The sequence below is a fragment of the Pandoraea faecigallinarum genome (assembly GCF_001029105.3).
GTDB lineage: Bacteria > Pseudomonadota > Gammaproteobacteria > Burkholderiales > Burkholderiaceae > Pandoraea > Pandoraea faecigallinarum.
Map to the genome: position 1 here is coordinate 2,647,430 of NZ_CP011807.3, position 19,032 is coordinate 2,666,461.

Annotated in this window: 18 protein-coding genes; 6 read left to right on the plus strand and 12 right to left on the minus strand. The window is 64.5% G+C overall.

The annotated features are described in order from the left end of the window. Window positions 1–20: 20 nt before the first annotated feature. The 5 genes from AB870_RS11600 (at window position 21) to AB870_RS11625 (ending at window position 4,892) form a co-directional block, all read left to right on the plus strand. The gene (locus tag AB870_RS11600) at window positions 21–674 is read left to right on the plus strand and encodes a GntR family transcriptional regulator (RefSeq protein ID WP_044455870.1); all 654 of its coding nucleotides are present in this window, start codon (window positions 21–23) and stop codon (window positions 672–674) included. A 516-nt stretch (window positions 675–1,190) separates the two neighbouring features. Further along, window positions 1,191–1,694, plus strand: coding sequence for an inclusion body family protein (locus AB870_RS11610; RefSeq protein WP_047904836.1), 504 nt, complete (start codon window positions 1,191–1,193; stop codon window positions 1,692–1,694). 79 nt (window positions 1,695–1,773) lie between these two features. Further along, window positions 1,774–2,337, plus strand: a complete 564-nt coding sequence (locus AB870_RS11615; RefSeq protein ID WP_047904837.1) for a hypothetical protein — start codon at window positions 1,774–1,776, stop codon at window positions 2,335–2,337. Between the two features lie 303 nt (window positions 2,338–2,640). After that, on the plus strand, window positions 2,641–3,888 hold the full coding sequence (locus AB870_RS11620) for an amidohydrolase family protein (RefSeq protein ID WP_047904838.1): 1,248 nt from the start codon (window positions 2,641–2,643) through the stop codon (window positions 3,886–3,888). A gap of 164 nt (window positions 3,889–4,052) precedes the next feature. Then, on the plus strand, window positions 4,053–4,892 hold the full coding sequence (locus AB870_RS11625; RefSeq protein ID WP_047904839.1) for a bifunctional allantoicase/(S)-ureidoglycine aminohydrolase: 840 nt from the start codon (window positions 4,053–4,055) through the stop codon (window positions 4,890–4,892). 67 nt (window positions 4,893–4,959) lie between these two features. On the opposite strand, the gene AB870_RS11630 is transcribed toward AB870_RS11625, so the two are convergent. The 10 genes from AB870_RS11630 to AB870_RS11675 all read right to left on the minus strand — a co-directional run bounded on the left by AB870_RS11630 (window position 4,960) and on the right by AB870_RS11675 (window position 16,294). After that, window positions 4,960–5,832, minus strand: coding sequence for a LysR substrate-binding domain-containing protein (locus AB870_RS11630; protein ID WP_197683842.1), 873 nt, complete (start codon window positions 5,830–5,832; stop codon window positions 4,960–4,962). Window positions 5,833–6,002: 170 nt separating this feature from the next. Further along, window positions 6,003–7,796, minus strand: a complete 1,794-nt coding sequence (locus tag AB870_RS11635; protein WP_047908103.1) for a gamma-glutamyltransferase family protein — start codon at window positions 7,794–7,796, stop codon at window positions 6,003–6,005. Window positions 7,797–7,931: 135 nt separating this feature from the next. Beyond that, entirely contained in the window at window positions 7,932–8,468 is a 537-nt protein-coding gene (locus AB870_RS11640; RefSeq protein ID WP_047904841.1) for a DUF1097 domain-containing protein, read from the minus strand. A gap of 28 nt (window positions 8,469–8,496) precedes the next feature. Beyond that, on the minus strand, window positions 8,497–9,768 hold the full coding sequence (locus AB870_RS11645) for an amidohydrolase family protein (RefSeq protein WP_053059325.1): 1,272 nt from the start codon (window positions 9,766–9,768) through the stop codon (window positions 8,497–8,499). A gap of 251 nt (window positions 9,769–10,019) precedes the next feature. After that, window positions 10,020–10,682, minus strand: coding sequence for a hypothetical protein (locus AB870_RS11650; RefSeq protein WP_047904842.1), 663 nt, complete (start codon window positions 10,680–10,682; stop codon window positions 10,020–10,022). Window positions 10,683–10,802: 120 nt separating this feature from the next. Then, the gene (locus AB870_RS11655; protein WP_047904843.1) at window positions 10,803–11,447 is read right to left on the minus strand and encodes a response regulator; all 645 of its coding nucleotides are present in this window, start codon (window positions 11,445–11,447) and stop codon (window positions 10,803–10,805) included. Continuing rightward, window positions 11,435–12,550, minus strand: a complete 1,116-nt coding sequence (locus AB870_RS11660) for a PAS domain-containing sensor histidine kinase (protein ID WP_047904844.1) — start codon at window positions 12,548–12,550, stop codon at window positions 11,435–11,437. Before AB870_RS11660 ends, AB870_RS11655 begins: the two co-directional genes overlap by 13 nt. A gap of 316 nt (window positions 12,551–12,866) precedes the next feature. After that, window positions 12,867–14,492, minus strand: coding sequence for an AAA family ATPase (locus tag AB870_RS11665; RefSeq protein ID WP_047904845.1), 1,626 nt, complete (start codon window positions 14,490–14,492; stop codon window positions 12,867–12,869). A 90-nt stretch (window positions 14,493–14,582) separates the two neighbouring features. Then, complete coding sequence (locus tag AB870_RS11670; protein WP_047904846.1) at window positions 14,583–15,311, minus strand: alpha/beta hydrolase; 729 nt, start codon at window positions 15,309–15,311, stop codon at window positions 14,583–14,585. 92 nt (window positions 15,312–15,403) lie between these two features. Then, window positions 15,404–16,294: a LysR family transcriptional regulator gene (locus tag AB870_RS11675; RefSeq protein ID WP_047904847.1), complete on the minus strand. Its 891-nt coding sequence runs from the start codon at window positions 16,292–16,294 to the stop codon at window positions 15,404–15,406. A gap of 96 nt (window positions 16,295–16,390) precedes the next feature. Here AB870_RS11675 and AB870_RS11680 point away from each other — a divergent pair, with 96 nt between their 5' ends. Next, on the plus strand, window positions 16,391–17,413 hold the full coding sequence (locus AB870_RS11680; RefSeq protein WP_047904848.1) for an NAD-dependent epimerase/dehydratase family protein: 1,023 nt from the start codon (window positions 16,391–16,393) through the stop codon (window positions 17,411–17,413). Window positions 17,414–17,463: 50 nt separating this feature from the next. Here AB870_RS11680 and AB870_RS11685 read toward each other — a convergent pair whose 3' ends face one another. Both AB870_RS11685 and AB870_RS11690 read right to left on the minus strand, forming a co-directional pair. Next, entirely contained in the window at window positions 17,464–18,321 is an 858-nt protein-coding gene (locus AB870_RS11685) for an IclR family transcriptional regulator (RefSeq protein WP_053059326.1), read from the minus strand. Between the two features lie 33 nt (window positions 18,322–18,354). Further along, on the minus strand, window positions 18,355–19,032 hold the full coding sequence (locus AB870_RS11690) for a cupin domain-containing protein (protein ID WP_047904849.1): 678 nt from the start codon (window positions 19,030–19,032) through the stop codon (window positions 18,355–18,357).

A 19,032-nucleotide genomic window follows, 5' to 3' on the forward strand; every position in this document is an offset into this window, starting at 1 on the left:
ACGGAGCGAGATAGACAAGCATGGCCGAAACCATTGCCGCACGAATCTGCCGGGTGTTGACGGGCGAGATCATCGACGGGCGCCTGCCACCGGGACAAAAGCTGGAAGAAGTCGCACTGGCCGAGCGCTTCAAGGCGTCGCGCACACCCATTCGCGAAGCGCTGCGCGAGCTCAACGCCCGGGGCCTCATCGAACTTACGCCGCACAAGGGCGGTGTCGTGGCAAGCATCAGCGTCGACGACTTGTCCGACATGCTCGAAGCGATGTGCGAACTTGACGCCCTGTGCTGCCGTCTGAGCGCCCAGCGCATGAGCGCCATGCAGAAAAAACAGCTGGAAATGATCCACGTCCAAAGCAAGCAGTGCATGGATGCGGGCGATGAGGCGGGCTATCTCGCGCTCAATCGCGAGTTCCACCAGTTGCTGAGTGCCGGTACGCAGAACAAGACACTCATGGCACTCATCGACAGCCATCGCGAACGTCTGGCTCCCTTCCGGGCCGCGCAGTCCGACGTCGAAGAGCGCTTCACGGTGTCGTTCGACGAACACGAACGTGTCGTCGAAGCCGTGCTCGCCGCCGATGCCGAAGCCGCGTACAACGCCATGCGCAGCCACACCGCGCGACTGAGCATTCACGTGCTCGAACGCCTGCAACATAGCCGTAAGCTGTCCTGAGCGCCCTCTGCCGGGCCGCCCGCCGGCGCGCCCTGCCCGGCTTCTCACACCTGCGCCGCCTTCCCACACCCTTCCCACACCCTTCCCACACCCTTCCCACACCCTTCCCACACCCTTCCCCACCCATTCACTCGCGTCTCGCGTTGGCGCGCGTCATGCATTGGCAAGTTAAGTCACGCCGCTCCAATTTACCGATTGGTGAGCAACACTCTGGCGCGCCGTCGCCAGACACGGCGCGCCCTGCCGCGGGAATGTCACTGAAAGTGCGCTCCCTGAGGAGGTTGTACTTCCTGCCTTCGCTTCCTACGCTCCTGCGGTGAAACGCTGCAAGACGGTCGATAGGGACGATAGGGTCGATGCGGTCGACCTTCGTCGGTCGCCGGCCGTCGCCCGACGTCATGCCGGTCCTCGATTCGCTTTCGTCGACCTGCATTCTTCGACGCGCATCTGCCAGCGTTTGCGCGCCGTCACCGGCACGGGTCGACGGCATTCACCCAGTCTTTCGTGGAGACACACATGTCGCAAATCACCGATGTACTGGTCAGCATCGACACCAAGACGATTGTCGACCGTTACGGCAGGAACGCCAGCATGGCGAATCCCCCGATCATCAATTTCAACCACGTCTTCATGATCGTGACGCAGGGCAATGTGGTCAGCGGTCAGGCAGGCGGCGAACTCGACGTCGCCGCCACGGTCGGCGACGTCATCCGGTGGCGCGAATGCTCGTTGTCCCTTGGCTTCGAGCAATCGTGCATCTTCTACAAATTCGTGGGCAATCAGGGCAACGAACTGATCTCGCCGCCGTCGCCGCGCGAGGCCGAAGTGACGATTCCCGTGCCGAACCCGCCCGACCCGACCAAGCCGAAGAAGCAGCAATGCTCGAACTACTTCTGGTCGTGCGAGACGCTCAAGACCGGGCGCGTGACTTATCACTTCCAGTTCATGGTCCTCGACCGCGGCGGCAATCTCTGCGGTTGCTATCAATGGGACCCGTTCATCACCATTCGCAACCATTGAGTCACACAGGCTTGCCATCCGGTTCGCTTCGGCTCGCGGGGCGGATGGCGCTGCCGACCACTCACGGCAAGGAACCCTCATGTCCGACGCACCGACCCGTGGCGGCCCTCGTGACGAAAGCACCGCCGTCACCGACGCCTTGCTCGTCATCGATACGGTGACGCTGCTCGACTCGCCCGCAGATTCGTCCCACTCGCCCGATTCGTCCCGCTCGTGCGTCCACGCCGATCGGACGTCCCACGTCGGCGGCGACGCCTGCTACTGCCTGGCGCCCGGTGCGCAGGCGCTGCGCGGCGTGCGCGCATCGACATGGACGATAGATGTCCCGGTGGGCGAGCGATTGCGACTGCGCTGGACGCCCCTCGCCATGCGCGGCGAACATGCCGTGCTGTTGGAACTTTCACTGACCGACGAAGCGGTACTCGGCGATCTGCGTCTGCACGTCGAAGACCATGCCGTGCGCTACGCGCCGCAGCCCGGCAAACCGCAGGAAGCCGTCGCGCGTGAGGCGCCCGACGCCTACTGGCAAGCGGACGTCGTCGCCAGCGGCACGGCGGATCTCGGAATCGATGCCATCGTCACGGACCGCGACGCTACCGTCCTCGCTCGCTTCGGATGGACGCTGCGGATCGTCGTGCCCTAAGGGCCTCTTGTCCACTCGCTGCGCTCGGTCCACTGGGTCAACGCAGTTCCCCGGCTCACCCTCGCCTGTCCTGCGCAAATGTCTCTCGCGCGCGCCGCGGCCCGGTTGGCGTCAGCTATTCGAAAATCGAATGCCACGCATTTTGATATTTAATTTGTCGATGTGTGACCGGTTCGCTATCTTGTAAGTCTGACTCCGCAATTTCGCTCCATTAAGAGACCTTAAGAGACCCCGCGGCGCGGCTGCGCCCACCCAAACGGAACGCAGCGCCAGCGAGGGCCCGGGCAGCACAGAGATCGTTCCATGAGTTCCTCCGGTCATCATCGCATTTTCAAGGGCGCCGTCGACGCCGATGGCAATCCGCTTACGCTTGCCACGCGCGACGGACGTTTTACCTACGTCGGCGCCCCCATGCCGGACATGCCCGAGGCCACGGGCGCGCAAATCGTCGACCTGCAAGGCAAGCTGGTGCTCCCCGGTTTTGTCGACGGCCACATCCATCTCGACAAGAGCTTCGTCGGCGACCGCTGGCGCCCCCATCGTTGCGCCACCACGCTGCGTGAACGCCTCGCGGCGGAGAAGCAGGAAATCGCGGCAGCGGCCCCGATGGCACAGCGAGCCGACGCGCTGATGCGGCAAACGGTGTCGTTCGGCACGGTTTCCATGCGCTGTCATGTCGACGTCGATGCGAGTACCGGTCTGACTCACCTGAACGAAGTCATGGCCATGCGCGACAAGTGGCGCGAATGGCTCGACATCGAACTCGTCGCCTTCCCGCAAGCGGGCGTAATGAGTTGCCCGGGCACCGCCGAAGTCCTGGAAGACGCCGTACGCGCCGGGGTGCAGGTCATTGGCGGCATCGACCCCACCACGCTCGACGGCGATCCGCACGGCCAGTTGAACGTGATCTTCGGCATCGCGGAAAAACACGGCACGAAGATCGACATCCATCTGCATGAACCCGGCGACATCGGACTGGCGCAATTGCATCGCATTGCGTCGCGCACGCAGGCCGGCGGCTTGCAGGGACGCGTGTCGGTGAGCCATGCCTACGGCCTTGGCGACATCGGAGCTGCCGAACTCGATACGATTGCCCGCGCGCTGGCCGACGCCGGCGTCTGCATCATGACCAACGCCCCGGGCGATCGCGCTTTCCCGCCGATTCTGCGCCTGCGCGAAGCGGGCGTGTGTGTCTTCACGGGCAGCGACAACATTCAGGACAGCTGGTGGCCGTACGGCAACGGCGACATGCTGCAACGCGCAATGCTCATCGGCTATCGATCGGGTTTCTACACGGACGACGACCTGCGCGTCGCACTGGAGATGGCGACGACGGCGGCCGCCCGCGTGATCGGTAAAGCCGACTACGGCCTGCACGTGGGCAACGAAGCGAGTTTCGTCGTCTTCGACGCGCCGCATGCGGCGGCCGCCGTCGCCGCGGCGCCGGCGGCGCGCGCAGTCATTCGTCACGGACGTTATTGGGGCGGTCCGGCGCAACTCGCGCTCGATCCCGCTCTGCTCAGGGACACAGCAGGGTCCACCCCGACCTGACTGTCATGCGCGGGGCCGACGCCTGCGCATGGCGGCGGCATCGCACGCGTTCGTCGCACCGAGGACAAGCGTTCTGTGCGCGCCCCCAAGCGCGGATACGCGGCCAAGGTGCCCGGCGACGGACGATGGGGAGAAAAATCAGAAAGCATCAGGAGTCAACCACTATGTCGAAGACCACGTATTACGCGCCGCATGGCGGGCATCCGGGCCAAACGGAACTGCTCACCGACCGCGCGATGTTCACCGAGGCATACGCCGTCATCCCGAAGGGCGTGATGCGCGACATCGTCACGAGCCATCTCCCGTTCTGGGACAACACGCGTCTTTGGGTGCTGGCACGTCCGCTATCGGGCTTCGCCGAGACGTTCGCGCAATACATCATGGAAGTCGGCGCCGGCGGCGGCAGCGACAAGCCGGAACAGGACGACAAGGCCGAAGGCGTGCTGTTCGTCGTGGAAGGCGAAATCACCGTCACGATCCAGGGCAAGGCGAATACGCTCACGCCGGGCGGCTACGCGTTCATCCCGCCCGCGACCGACTGGCAACTGCGCAACAACAGCCAGAGCACCGCGCGCTTTCATTGGATCCGCAAGCACTATCAGGCGGTGGAGGGCCTGCCGTATCCGGAACCGTTCGTGAAGAACGAGCAGGATGTCGAGCCGATTCCGATGCCGGGCACCGATGGCCGCTGGGTCACGACGCGCTTCGTCGACATTCAGGATATGCGCCACGACATGCACGTCAACATTGTGACGTTCCAGCCGGGCGGCGTGATTCCGTTCGCGGAAACGCACGTGATGGAACACGGCCTGTACGTGCTCGAAGGCAAGGCTGTCTACCGTCTGAATCAGGACTGGGTGGAAGTCGAAGCAGGTGACTTCATGTGGTTGCGCGCGTTCTGCCCGCAGGCCTGCTATGCCGGCGGCCCCGGCCCGTTCCGCTACCTGCTGTACAAAGACGTGAACCGTCACATGACCCTGACGCTGGGCACTCAGCCGAAGTAACCGGCACCGCCGTCATACGTCTCGTATGACGACGCTCCCAACCGCGCGTGTCGCACCGTCGAATCCTTCACTTCGATGCGCGCGGTTTCGACTCCAGCATCCCCACCAGCACCTTCGCGAGCGCGCCGACCATCGGATCGGCCGTCGGGCGGTGAAAGATCGCCAGCTCGAACGTGTCGACTACCGGCAGGCCCTGCGCGCGCCCCAGCACTACATGCCCCGGCAGGACCGCGCGTGGGGGCACCAGACTGATCCCCATTCCATCGGCCACGGCGCCCTGAATACCGCTCAGACTCGAACTGGTGAAGCTGATGCGCCAGTTGCGCCCCATCGCTTCGAGCGCGTTGATCATGTCGTCGCGATACAGGCCGCGCGTCGGGAATGTCACCAGCGGAACCGGATCGAGGCCGAACGACGGATGCGTTGCACTGTCGATCCATGCCAGCTTCTCCGGGCGGCTGGCCACCGATTCGCGGCTGTTGCGCCGCTGCTTGACCAATACGAGATCGAGTTCGCCGCGATCGTAGCTGCCGAGCAGGTCCCGGCTCAGTCCGCTCGTCACCTCCAGCTTGACCTGCGGGTACTGACGGTTAAAGCGTGCGAGCACCTGCGTCGTCGCGCCCGTGGCGAAGTCTTCCGGCACGCCCAGACGCACTGTCACCGCCACCACGGCGCCCGAGAGCGCCTCGAACATCTGGTCGTTGAGCGCAAGCATCTGACGCGCATAGCCGAGCAGCAACTCGCCCGCATCGGTCGCATGCACTTCGCGGTTGCCCCGGTCGAGCAGCTTGCGTCCGACCATGTCTTCGAGGCGCCGCACCTTCTGACTGACGGTCGACTGCGTCGAGTGCAGACGCGCGGCCGCCGCGGTGAAGCTGCCGCAGTCGGCCACCATGATGATCGAGCGCAACAAATCCAGATCGAATAACGGGCGATTCAATTTCGCACTGCCAGCCATGTGATGTATTTACTTTGTCGATGGATGGCTGCACTTGTATCACGCGCGGCGAACGCCCGGCAACTGGGGGTTTCCGGCGCGCCCGGAGATAGCGCCGCACGCGATTGTCGAGCTGATTGCCGAGCCTGATTGTCGAGCCTGATTGTCGAGCTTTATACGCCGAGCGCCCGGCCGTCGCTGCGCGGATCGTGCGCGCCGCTCATCTGCCCCTGCGAATCGATGCGTATTGCGCCGGGATGCCCTGCCAACTGGCTTTGCGGCGGTAGCGGACTCATTTCGTGCCCGCGCGCTGCAAGGGCCGTGAAAACGTCGGCGCCGGCATCCTGTTCGAGCTTGAGGCTGTCGCGCGAATCCGAGAACGTCTTGCCGAGCAGGAAACGCGGACGCCTGAGCGCCGTGAGAGGATCCATGTCGTAGTCGATAAGGCGCGTGAGCACCGCCGCGAGCGTTTGGGGCTGACCGTCGGCGCCTTGCGTCCCGTAGAGCAATTGCGGGCGCCCCTGCTTCAGGTACATCCCCGGATTGAGCGTGTGGAACGGACGTTTGCCGCCGGCCAGCACGTTCGGGCTCGCGGGATCGAGACTGAACGATGCGCCGCGGTTATGCCACAGCACACCGGTGTCGCCGAGCACCACGCCGCTGCCCCAGTCGAAATACACCGTTTGCAGCATGCTCACGCAGTTGCCCTGACTGTCGGCAGCGCCGATATAGACGGTGTCGCCCGTTCTGAAGACGTGCGGCCACGGCATTGCGCGGTCCATGCGGATGCTGCGCGCATGGGCGTCCAGGTTCGCACCCGAGAGCAGGCGCTCCACCGGCACGTCGACGAAATCGGGGTCCGCCACGTAACGATTGCGATCGAGGAAGGCGAGCTTCACCGCCTCGACGAGCACATGGTAATAGTCCGCACTGCCTTCAGGCATCGACTTGAGATCGAAGCGGTTGAGAATGCCCATGATCTCCAACGTCGTCACGCCTTGCGTCGGCGGGCGAAGTCCCAGCAACTCGCCGTCCCGATAGGCCACCCGCAGCGGCACTTCCTCGCGCGCCTGCGCTCGCGACAGGTCGCTGGCCCGCAGCGGGGAGCCGACGCGCTTGAGTCCGGCGGCGATGCGCCCGGCCAGATCGCCCTCGTAGAACTCGCGCCCGCCATGCGTCGCGATGCTGTCGAGGCTTCGCGCCAGCGCCGGCTGATGAAAACGTTCGCCAGCCGCGGGGATACGGCCGCCCGGCATGAAGACGGACGAAAAGCCGTCCCAGTTCGGCAGGTCCGCAGCGCGAAACGTCTGCCAGAAGTGCTGCGACGGCGTCACCGGGAAACCGTTTGCCGCGTATTCGGTGGCACGCGAAAAGAGCGAGGACCACGCCTGCTGCCCGTTCCACTGCGTGCGGCTGAACGCGAAAGCCTTGTCCCAGATGGCAACGGTCGCCGCCGTGGTGAGCGTAGCACCCGGTCCGCGCACGGGGATCGCGCTGCCCGTCGCGCTGCCATATGCCGGTGTGTGCGCCGCCGCCTGCCCGATGCCCGAGAACGTGCGCACATTACCGTCGCGGTCGCTGATGACCATGAATGCGTCGCCGCCCAGGCCGGTGAAGTGCGGATACGTCACGCTCAACACCGCGCCAATGGCGATCGCGGCCTCGATGGCGTTGCCGCCCGCGCGCAGGACTTCCAGCCCGGCTTCGCTGGCCAGTTCGTGCGGACTGGTGACCATGCCGCGTGCGGACTGCGCGAGCCGCGCATCTGTGGCGCCGGTCCTGGCCAGCGCGGCTGGCGCAGTCGAGGCAACCGCTTCGGCCACGGGGGCCGCCGACGCCGCCGACGCCGTCGATGTCGCGGACAGCGGCAACACGGCGCTGCCGGCCAGTGCGGCCGTGCCCATCAGAAAGTGTCGACGAGCCGCGACACTGGCGGCGTCTGCCGCCGTTGCCGGTTGTGTCGTCATCGGCCCATCGGCCATTTTTTGTTCGAACGTCATGCCCTCTCCCCCCTTCGGGATGTCATTGGCAGACGAAGCGCGCCCGACACTGACAACGCTTCGCCCGTCCTTCACTGAGTCGACCGTCGGCGAATCGCCGGGTCAGACTTCCGCCTTCCAGCCCTTCCAGTTACGCTGATGCGTCACCTCCGGCGCCGAGTAGCGCTCCTTGAGCCACGCGTAGACCGGGCCGAGAGCGTTCATCGCCACCGCTGCGGCCAGCGCCGCGAACGGATCCTGCGCCACCGGGCCGAAGCCGCCGAACAGCGTGGCGAAATACGTCGCGAAGCCGAAGAACATGCCGGGAATGAAGTTCAGCCCCGGGAAGAAGCGCGCGAGCGCCATCATCGAACCGTTGCCGGCAAAGAGAATCGCCATCTCTGCCAGCACCAGCGTGTTGCCGCTCAATTGCGTGGCCGCCTGTTTGAAGCCCAGCACGATCAGGAACGCGAAGCACGACCCGACAGGCAGCGTCGCCCAGATACGTTTGAGGTTCACCAGCGTCGGGCCGCCCATGGCGAAGGTGGCCGCCCAACTGATGAAGATCGCCCACGGCGGCAGATGCAGCGGCAGCATCGCGATCGGGATGGTGGTCACGGCAAGTAACGAGGCAACGACTTCCGCAGGCAGTTTCTTCATGATTGTCTCCTTGGGTTTTATGAGAACTTCATTGCGCACAACAACATGAATGCCGGTGAATCTCGCAGTGGTGCTGCGTCACGACCGTAATGCGGCCGCGTTTGACGACCCACAGGCGTGGCGGGATATCGAGCAGCGCATCGGCCACCCGGAACGTGTCGAGAATGATGAGATCGGCCTGCTTGCCCACGGCAATGCCGTAGTCGTGCGACAGCCCGATGGCGCGCGCGGCGTTGTGCGTGCCCATGTCGAGAATCGCCTGCTGGTGCTCGGGCACGCCGAACTGCGCGACGTGGGCGAGCAGATTGCCGATCTGCAACATGTCGGCCTTGCCGAAGGGAGTGAACGCGTTGCGCACGTTATTCGACGAGTACGCGACGTTCACACCGGCGCTGTGCAGCGCCTTCACCGGGGTGAGGCCGCGGCGCGGGTTCTGCGCATCCTTGCGTCCGCCGAGGTAGAGGTCCGTCGCCGGCAGCGTGACGATGCTGATGCCCGCGAGGCGGATCTGTTCGATGACGGGGGCGAGTGCATCGTTGTCGAGCGCGCCAAGACTTGTCACATGCCCGAGCGAGACGCGTCCCTGATAGCCGGTATCGATGGTCTTCTGCGCGATGTAGGAAATGGCCGCGAAACGCGGGTCGCTCGTGTCGTCGGCGAAGTCCGCGTGCATGTCGACAGGCGCATCGAATCGCTGCGCCAGCTCGAACACGATGTCGATGTGCCGCTTCGTGTCTTCCCAGTTCAACTCGTTGTATGGGCAGCCGCCGACGACATCCGCGCCCATGCGCAACGCGTCGATCATCAGTTCATATGTGCCTTTCGACTTGAGAATGCCTTCCTGCGGAAACGCGACGATTTGCAGATCGAGCAGGCTGTCGTACTCGTCCTTGAGCGCGAGCAGCGTCTCCACGCCGATGAGCCCCTGGATCAGATCGACATCGGGATGTGCGCGCACGGCCACCGTGCCATTTTTGACTGCCATGTCGAGGACCTGACGCGACCGGTCGAGCACGTCCTCGCGCTCCTGCTTGCTCTTGAGAATGCCGGTCACGCGAATGGCTTCGTCAAGCGTACCGAAGCGAGCCGGCAGGCGGCGGTGCAGCAGCGCCTTGTCCAGATGCAGGTGCGCCTCGATAAGTCCGGGGATCGCGGCCCGCCCTTGCGCGTCGATCCGTTCGTCGGCGCTGGCGTCGATGCCCGGCTCCATCGCCGCGATGCGCCCGCCCTTGATGGCGATGTCCACGAGCGGCGCGTCGTCGCGAACGCACACGTTATTGATCAGCAGGTCCACATGCATGGTGCGGTCTCCTTACGTCACGAAGTCGATGAGGTTGAATGGATGGCAGATGCCGGGAACGCTGCCGGCCGGGTGGCAGAGGCCTGAGCCAAGAGTAGAAGAGCGCCCGCAGAGGGGGCATCGGGATTTGCTGGTTTTCGTCTAGGAATTTCCCTAGACGCAGTGCAGCATGCCAAGGACGTCAGGCGTCCTCTGGCAGGGAACGGCCGGGCTCCTTGCAGGACAAAGCCCAGCCGCTGGCGACATACGTCTTAGTCTTCGTCACTGGAGATGAACGGCTTCAGACCGACATGGCGCACTTCGCGCTCGTCTGCCGCCGGGCAGGTTGCGACCTTCGGAGGCGTCCGACAACCCTTCGGCGGTGCATAGTCGTCTTTGTCGCTCGGTTCGTCAGGGTCGGGGGCCAATCGCAAGGAAGCCGCTTGCCGCGAGGCGTCGTCCTTGTCGCCTACGGTGCCGGGGCGCTGCGCTCCCGCCGCATAGACGTCCGGCCGAGAATAATAGTCTCCTTCGTCGCTGTCGACGCTGACGCGCCGCGCTCCTCCCACATAAGCCGCTTGCCGCGAGTCGTCTTCCTTGTCGCCTACGGTGCCGGGGCGCTGGGCTCCCGCCGAATAAAACTTCTGCCGCAAATCGTCTTCGTCGCCGCCCACGACGCCGGAGCGCCTGCCGGGCTGTTGAATGCTCTCGGCGGCCGGGCGAAGGCTAAGCGAAACTTGTGAGTTGGCGGAGAACGTGATCGTCGCGTGGACCACAGGATACGGCGGCGCGGCGGCAGTCCAGGCGGCATCCGTGCGGGCCTGCCGCGCGTGGCCAAAATGGACGGCGAGCGCATTTCTCGGGACGCTGGCCGAAGGCCGGTCCTGCGTCGCCGTGGTGACCGGCGGTGTAGTCGAAGGGGTAATCGTATTCATGATGGATCTCCATCGAGTGAAGGGAGATTCCAGTTTGTCACCTATATTGCGTGCTCCTTTATGAAACCGGCAACCGCCTTCGGTATCTTGTCGACGCGACGCGCCATTGGGAAGAAAGGCTCACGCATCGGTCCCGGCGACGATCAGCCCGTGCTCGATGGCGTAATGCACCAGACCGGCCGTCGATGGAATGTCCAGCTTGGTGAGGATGTTCGCCTTGTGCGTGCTCACGGTCTTTGCCGACAGCGACAGGCAGCGCGCGATATCGTTGATACCGTTGCCCTCGACGAGCATCTGGAATATCTGAAACTCCCGGGCGGTGAGGCGCGTGTGCGGCAGCGCCTCGGCGGGCTGTTGCAACTGACGCACGAGCTTCTCGGCGACGAGCGGCGAGACGACCGTGCCGCCGCGCGCCACGCGCCGGATCGCACTCATCAGTTGCTCCGACTCGGCATTCTTCGTCAGGTATCCCGCCGCACCGGCACGAATGGCCTGCACCGCGTATTGCGACTCCCGGTACATGCTGAGCACGAGTACCGGCAGCGACGGGTAGCTCGATTTGATCTGCGCGATGAGCGCGATTCCACTCTTGCCCGGCATCGACATGTCGAGCAGCAACACGTCGACGCTCGTCAGCCGCAGGCGTTTGAGAACGTCATCGCCGTCCACCGCCTCGGACACCACACACATGTCGGGTGCCATCGAGATGATTTTTTTCAGACCGTCGCGAATGATCGCGTGGTCGTCGGCAATCATGACGCGCATGACCACCCCGCCTCACCCGCACCGCCGGGTGCGTCACCCGCTGGCCTCGCGCCGGGCACCGAGCGCGCCGGAATCCGCACCATGACACGCGTGCCCTGCCCGGGTGCGCTGTCGATTTCAAATGCGCCGCCAAGCATCAGCGCCCTTTCGCGCATACCCATCAGCCCGAGCCGCTGACCCTGCCCGGCGCGCGTGCTGTCCATGCCACGCCCATCGTCGGAAATGCTCACGTGGCAATGACCGTCGCGCAGATCGAGCGCCACGCGAACATGCGACGGCTGCCCGTGGCGACTCGCGTTCGTCAGCGACTCCTGCACGATGCGGAAGATCGCCGTGCTGCACTCACTGTCGAGACAGGCGGTGAGCGCTTCGGGCATCGCCAGCTCGCACGGCAGTCCGTGACGCTGCGCGAACGACTCCGTCAGCCATTCCAGTGCGGCGTGCAGCCCGAGTTCGTCGAGCACGGCCGGGCGCAGGTCCGCCGCAATGCGATGGACGGCGTCGATGGTCTCGTCGACCAGTTGCTTGAGCGTTTGCAGGTGCGCGGATTGATCGGCCGGCGACATATCCGGCTGCGTTTCGAGATAGTTCAGGCCGAGACGCAGGCCGCCGAGCCACTGACCGAGTTCGTCGTGCAGTTCGCGGGACAAACGGGTGCGCTCCGCTTCGCGCACGGTCTGCAAATAGGCCGAGAGCTGACGCAGCTGGGCGCGCGAGTCGAGCAAAGCCATCTCGGAGCGCTTGCGGTCGGTGATATCGCGCGAGATACCGACTGTGCCGACGATGCGTCCGAGTTCGTCGCGCACGGGCATCTTGACGGTGTCGAACCAGCGCGGTGCGCCGTCTGCGCCGGGACGGCTTTCTTCATAGCGACGCCGCACGCCGCTCGCGACCACGGCCCTGTCGGTGGCGAGATAAACGCGCCCCCACTCGGATGACCAGACCTTGTCGGGGGTGCGCCCGATGATCTCGGCTTCGCTGCGCCCGCACGCGGCCATGAAGGCATCGTTGACGAGGATGTAGCGCGACTCGGTGTCCTTGAGCCACGCCTGATCCGGGATATTGTTCAAAATCGCCCGGTGCAGTTCGCCATGCGTCTCCACTGCATCTCCTTGCCTTCCGAATGAATGACGCGGTGCAACACCGTCGGCGGCTCACGAACAAGGCGCTGGCCTTGCCGGAGGCACCCCACGACGCAAGCACCGGTCCGCACCCAATATAGCCACACCGGGGATCTCGCGCGCCTCTAGTTTTCCCGTATATCGCGCTGCCGCGACGTGTCATGAATTTTGGCCACGGCCGCTGCAAGCCTCACCCGGCCGGCCCCTTCGGCCGAACGTTCCGAACACCGCGTGCGGCCAGGCACACGTGCGTTATCTGGGCGACACTTTGAACGGCGGCCCGCATTTCGCGCACCGGTCAGGCGTCGTAGCCGCGGAACAGGCCGCACAGGCGGAAGACGTCTTCCGTGTACGGCATGTTCTTGACCTTGCAGTAGCGGCTTGCCAGCTTCATCAGTTCCTTGATGTCGCGTCCGCTCGCGTTCGGATAGCGCGCAGCAAGCGTCTCGATGAGGCTGTCGTCCAGGTACGCCCCGACCTGCTCGGCCTGCATGCGCCACAGCCGGCGGGCATGCGCCGCACACGGCACTTCGTAATGGATCGTCGCAATACAACGCGAGAGGATCGCGTCGTCGACATCGCCGATACGGTTGGTGGTCATGAACAACAGACCGTGGAAGTACTCCAGCGAGCGCAAAAATTCCGCGACGATGGCGTTGTGCTCCAGATCGTTGTCGCGTCGGCGAATGTAGACGTCCGCTTCGTCGAGCAGCAGGATCGCGTTCCAGCGCTGGGCGCGGCGCAAGATGCTCATGAGCGTTGCGCCGACCGACGCCGCCGTCGTGCCCAACTGCCCCGAATGCACGCGATAGAGCGGCTTGCCAACCACCTCGGAGTAAATTTCGGCGGTGAGGGTCTTGCCGAGACCGGGCGCGCCCTGACAGAGAATCGTTGCCCCGCCCGATTTTCCCGGGACGAAGTCGGGCATCATCACGTCCATGTTCGACGTCAGAATGTCGATCAGGTCATGATGGTGCGCCGGCAGCACCAGCTTGTCGCGCAAACCCGGCTGGTATTCGTACTCGGTCATGTTCTGCACGTGCACCCAGAGGTTACGGTGCCAGTCCAGATGGAAAACATGCACGTAGCAGTGCAGCGGGATTGTCTCGAAGGCCTGCGCAATCTCGGCGTTGCGCCAGAAATCCGCGTCGCACGCCATCTCGAAATTGCGCTCCAGCCGCTCCTCGTCGTTGACGCATTTGGCAGTGATGCCGTCACCCACGCGGATCAATTCCGTCGCCCCCTTCGGATCGACGGAAAACGCCGCGCGACGCAGTACGAACTGCGCACCGAACGCGCGCTGCACGCGCAGGAAGCGCTGGGCATGCTGTTCGTACTCCGCCTTGAATTCGGCGCACTCCTTGTAGAAACCGAACTCCGCGAGCAATTCGGGAATGGTGCGATTCGCGATGTCGTCACGCGTGAAAACGAGCGACGTGGTCATGCCCGAGCGGCGCGGACGGTGCTCGGTCGGGCTGAGGTTGGCCGACTGCATCGTATTCGCGAGCATGTCCACCACGACGTACGGCGCCCCCTGATCCGGTTCCACGTACCGCAGGCGGCGCACCAGCCAGGGCAGCAACGCGCCGTCGCGATGGCGCTGGTACAGCCAGCCGTCGATGACGTCGCGTGCGAGGTATGCGACGAGCCCCGGCACAAGCTTGTCCAGACTGGGAATCACCCGGGCCTGCGGCGCGTTGTAGACGTTGTCGAGCGCAAGCATCTGAAACATCAACGCGCGCTCGTTCTGCGATTTGCTCAGCACGTAGAGCGTGTTGAGCGACTTGGCGTCGAACCATTCGCTCGAGACCAGCATGTTGCCGCGGCACACGCCGTACGCCGTCAGTTGCTTGCCCAGCGGTGAATCGGCGCCGATCAGTTGCATCAGCGGATGAATCAGCGATTCGGGAATTTCGAAATCCATGGACGGCACTCCCCCGTGTGGCAGGTAAGGCTTGTGAGGCAGATAACACGCAACGACCGTGCGCCGTGTCGACGCGCGCCGACGCGCATGTCAGGCGAGGAAAAAGTCGATGGCTTGCGCCACGACGCCCGGCTCCATGATGTGCAGCCCGTCGAATTCGACGTATTGCACATCGTAGCCCGCCGCTTTGAGCTTGTTTGCGTTTTGCCGCCCGCTCGTGGCGATCGGCAGTTGTTCATCGATCGTTCCATGGGCGATGAAGATTTTCGGCTGCCCTTCCTGGACGAAGATCGACATGAAGCCGCCCGAAAAAGCGATGACATGACTCGCAATGTCGCCGTTCGTCACGCCAATGGAGAGTGCGTAGCTCGCGCCATCCGAGAAACCGGCGAATGCCACACGCCGCGCGTCGATGACGTAACGCGCCGCGACCTCACGCAATGCTGCCTGCAGGCGCTCCAGATCCGGACCGTTGCCGCCAATCACGATGTCCCACGTCGGGAATGTGGAATGCGGCGCGAGCACGAGAAACCGATGCCGCTGCGCGTGCGCTTCGATAAACGGCAATACCTTTTCCGGGAAACCGCCCGCGCCATGAAACATCACGAACAACGGCACGGGCCGGTCCGTTGGCAGTTCGGCGGGTACGTAGAGCACTGCATCGCGCGTTTCGCTCAAACCGAGCGGATTGCGCCCGGGGGCAAAGACGGCGCGTGCAGGCGGCGAAGTCGCGGACGCGGTGTCAGGCACGGTCGTGGCAATCGGGGCGGATGCGATGACGTCCGGTGACATGCGTCCGAACAGTGATGGGTCGAACATGGCGCGGTGTTGTCTCGTGATCGTTGATATTATTGATATATTGTATATCACACACTTGGCCACTGGCACCCGGTATTGACTTCGTGACCGCCTTATCCGGCCATGTACGCGGTCAATCCGGCCACGAGTGCGTCGAACGTTACCTTGCAGCGCGCGCTGGTGCGCAGGTCTTCGTGCATCGTCACCCACGTCGTCAACCGGAAGCGAAAGGCGCTGGGGAGAACGCGCACCAGCCGGGTGTCACGCCGGGCCAGCGGCACCTGACATCCTCCAATGCCATACCCTGCCCGGATCATGGCCAGTTGTGCCAGGTCGCTGTCGGCACGAAATCCGAACGCGTCCCTCGACCATGCCGGTACGCTGCGCGTGGCCTCCCGCAGAAACGGCGTCAGCTTGTCGAAACCGATTACGGTGTGACGCGCTAGCTCGGCCAGCGACGACGGTGTGCCATGGCGTGCCAGGTAGTCGTCGCGCGCATGCAGCCCGACATCGATGACGCCAATACGACGCGCGATCAGCGCCTCCTGTTGCGGCGCCGCCATGCGCACCGCGATATCCACTTCGCGATGCAGCAAATCCTGAATGCGGTTGGTCGGCACCAGTTCGATGGTCAGCTCCGGATGCGCCCGGCGCAGCCCCGTGAGGATCGGCGGCAGGACTTCGACGCCGACGACCTCGCTGGCCGAGAGCCGAACGACACCACGCACGCCGCCGCCATGGCTCGCGGCGGCACGCTCGAACGCCAGCGCCGTGTGCTGCATGGCGTGCGCGTGGGGGCGCAGGGCCAGCGCGGCATCCGTCGGTAACAAGCCCGTCTGCGAGCGCGTGAAAAGCGTTTGCCCCAGCGCCGCCTCCAGCGCGGCGATATGGCGTCCGGCAGTCGGTTGCGTCATGTCGAGGGCGCGCGCGGCGCCCGAGAGAGAGCCCTCCGTCAACACGGCAAGAAAGGTCCGGCAAAGATCCCAGCTGAGATTCGATGTCATACGAAAATGTATAGCCGATAGATGATCTTCGGCAATTTTATTCGCATTGCCTTGCGCGGAGAATGGCATCACCGACAACGAACCAGGAGGACTCTCATGACGTATTCGACCCAACGGCGCGTTTCACGCGCGCTGGTGCTCGGCGCGACGGGCGGCATCGGCGGCGAGGTCGCGAGGCAATTGACCGCTGCCGGTTGGCATGTGCGTGCGTTGCGGCGCGGTGGCGCACCGCGTGCCTCGTTCGGCGATACCGCGCGGGACATGGACATGGGCATCGGCATCGAATGGGTCGGCGGCGACGCCATGCGTGCCGACGATGTCCTTGCCGCCGCCAGCGATTGCGACGTCATCGTGCACGCCGTGAATCCGCCGGGGTATCGCCATTGGGATACACAGGTATTGCCCATGCTCGAGAACACCATCGCGGCCGCGCGCCGCCACGGGGCAACCGTCGTGCTGCCCGGCACCGTGTACAACTACGGCCCGGAGACTTTTCCCGTGCTACGCGAAGACGCACCGCAACGCCCGCTCACCCGCAAAGGTGCAATTCGCGTCACGATGGAAAGCCGTTTGCGCGACGCCAGCCGCAATGGCGTGCAGACAATTGTCGTGCGCGCGGGCGATTTTTTCGGGGCACGAACACGCAACAGCTGGTTCGGACAGGGTCTCGTGAAGCCGGAGCGAACCACGCGCCTTGTCCATGTGCCCAACGCCCTGGGCGTCGGCCACGAATGGTCGTATCTGCCCGACGTCGCACGCACGATGGTCATGCTTATCGAACGGCGTCGCGCGCTCCCCGGCTTCGCCAACTTTCACATGGCCGGACATTGGGACGCCGACGGCACGGAGATGGCCGCGGCGATCACGCGCGTGATGGCGCGCCACGGCGTCGAGGTGAGAACGCGGCGCTTTCCGTGGTGGCTGACCACGGCACTGTCCCCCTTCGTCACCACGCTGCGCGAATTGCGGGAAATGCGTTATCTGTGGCAACAGCCGGTGCGCATGGACAACGCACGGCTCATCGACGTACTCGGCGAAGAACCGCACACGCCGCTCGACGTTGCCGTGCACGCTACGCTCGAAGGCCTCGGATGCCTGCCGCGCAAGCCGTCGGCCTGACGTTGCTCACGCTCACGATTGCCGCTGCGGCCATGCTGCGCCTGTCGGGATCAGCCGCCTCGCGCACCGCCCAGCAGACGCGAGATGCGACGCGCCGCGTCGGTGAGCGCCGCGACTGTCTGCGGGTTCGGATGCGCCGGCAGATAGTGGATCGAGCCAACGATGGCGAGCGTGCCGAAGAGCGAACCGTCGTCCTGCACAATGGGCGCCGCCAACGCATTCACGCCAAGGAACACTTCCTCGGGTGCGTCCGCCCAGCCGCGCTCGCGCACCAGCGCGAGTTCGTGCGAGAGACGCATCGTGTCGGTGATGGTGTGAGGCGTGCAGGCGTCGAGCGGACCGGCGAGTACGGCGTCGCGCCGCTCCTGCGCGCCGAACGCCAGCGCGATCTTGCCCTGCGCCACACTATGCAGCTTGAACTGCGTGCCCGGGTGCAGCAGGATCTCCAGCGGGCTGCGCCCGCGCATCACGTCGAGCACGACCACATCGGTTTCGGTAAACGAGCTGATGACGATGGTCTGGCCCACCGCATCGCGCAACTCTTCCATCACCGGACGTGCCAGACCCACGACGTCGAACTGCTTGACCAGCTTCTGCCCGAGCAGGAACAGACGCCAGCCGATGCGATAGCGGCTCGTGCGCGGATTTTGCACCACGTATCCCTCCTGACGTAGCGCCGTGAGATGCCGGTGAACCCGCGCCTTCGGCACGCCGAGCGCCTCTGCCAGATGCGTCACGCCGCATTCGGCATTGCGCTCGGCCAGCAACTCCAGAATGCGCAGCGAAATCACCGAAGTCGACGACGTGTTGAGTTCGTCACCGCCCGAGTCGGACCGTTCAGCCCGTTCAGCCCGTTCGGTGCGGGAGGTGTCGATGACGTCGTTCGCGGTGTCCTTCGATCGTTTCACTGAGTGTCCTTTGTCACTGTCGCCGCGCGTTGACTACTGTGCGTCGAGCGAGATGAAACGCTCGCCGAACACGTGATAGCGCTGCGGCTTGTTCTTGTTGGCGTCCTCGGGGCGCACGTAACGAATCGAGCTGCGATTGCGGCATGCCCGCGGCAGGATGAAGCAGCGGATGAACGTCGTATCGCGCGCCTCGGTCGTCGGTGCCAGCACCGGTGCGTGACCGAGTTCGAGCCAGGCCTGTCCCGGCCCGTGGGTGTGCGACGCACCGAGTGTCTCGATCGTGATCTCGCCTTCGAGCGTGCAGCGCACACCGGGCCCTTGATGCACGTGCGTATGCGCCACGCCGCCGGGGGGGAATTGTACCTTGTCACAACGCATGAGCCACTGTTGACGCGGGTCCAGTTCGACCGGCGCTGCCAGCTTGAGCGTGGAGGACGCCCCCGGCGCCGACGCGATCTCGCCCGGCGTCGGCTCGCTGCCCGACATCAATTCCCAACGCCACAACGTTGCCCCTTCGCTGCCGGCGATCAGCGCCACGCTGTCCTCGCCCAGCCAGGCACTTTGCTCCGGATGATGCTGCGCACCGGTATCGAACTCGATGGCGACGTCGCCTCGCACGACATAAATGGCCCGGCGTGCGGACGGCAAATACACCGGCGGATGGTTCGGCGCGATGACATCTTCGAATAAACGCAATTGAAACGGCTTCAC

Bases quoted from the DNA above. Each gene is read 5' to 3' on its own strand.
- AB870_RS11600 (WP_044455870.1), top strand. From the start codon at position 21: ATGGCCGAAACCATTGCCGCACGAATCTGCCGGGTGTTGACGGGCGAG.
- AB870_RS11610 (WP_047904836.1), top strand. From the start codon at position 1,191: ATGTCGCAAATCACCGATGTACTGGTCAGCATCGACACCAAGACGATT.
- AB870_RS11615 (WP_047904837.1), top strand. From the start codon at position 1,774: ATGTCCGACGCACCGACCCGTGGCGGCCCTCGTGACGAAAGCACCGCC.
- AB870_RS11620 (WP_047904838.1), top strand. From the start codon at position 2,641: ATGAGTTCCTCCGGTCATCATCGCATTTTCAAGGGCGCCGTCGACGCC.
- AB870_RS11625 (WP_047904839.1), top strand. From the start codon at position 4,053: ATGTCGAAGACCACGTATTACGCGCCGCATGGCGGGCATCCGGGCCAA.
- AB870_RS11635 (WP_047908103.1), bottom strand. From the start codon at position 7,796: ATGACGACACAACCGGCAACGGCGGCAGACGCCGCCAGTGTCGCGGCT.
- AB870_RS11640 (WP_047904841.1), bottom strand. From the start codon at position 8,468: ATGAAGAAACTGCCTGCGGAAGTCGTTGCCTCGTTACTTGCCGTGACC.
- AB870_RS11645 (WP_053059325.1), bottom strand. From the start codon at position 9,768: ATGCATGTGGACCTGCTGATCAATAACGTGTGCGTTCGCGACGACGCG.
- AB870_RS11650 (WP_047904842.1), bottom strand. From the start codon at position 10,682: ATGAATACGATTACCCCTTCGACTACACCGCCGGTCACCACGGCGACG.
- AB870_RS11655 (WP_047904843.1), bottom strand. From the start codon at position 11,447: ATGCGCGTCATGATTGCCGACGACCACGCGATCATTCGCGACGGTCTG.
- AB870_RS11665 (WP_047904845.1), bottom strand. From the start codon at position 14,492: ATGGATTTCGAAATTCCCGAATCGCTGATTCATCCGCTGATGCAACTG.
- AB870_RS11670 (WP_047904846.1), bottom strand. From the start codon at position 15,311: ATGTTCGACCCATCACTGTTCGGACGCATGTCACCGGACGTCATCGCA.
- AB870_RS11675 (WP_047904847.1), bottom strand. From the start codon at position 16,294: ATGACATCGAATCTCAGCTGGGATCTTTGCCGGACCTTTCTTGCCGTG.
- AB870_RS11680 (WP_047904848.1), top strand. From the start codon at position 16,391: ATGACGTATTCGACCCAACGGCGCGTTTCACGCGCGCTGGTGCTCGGC.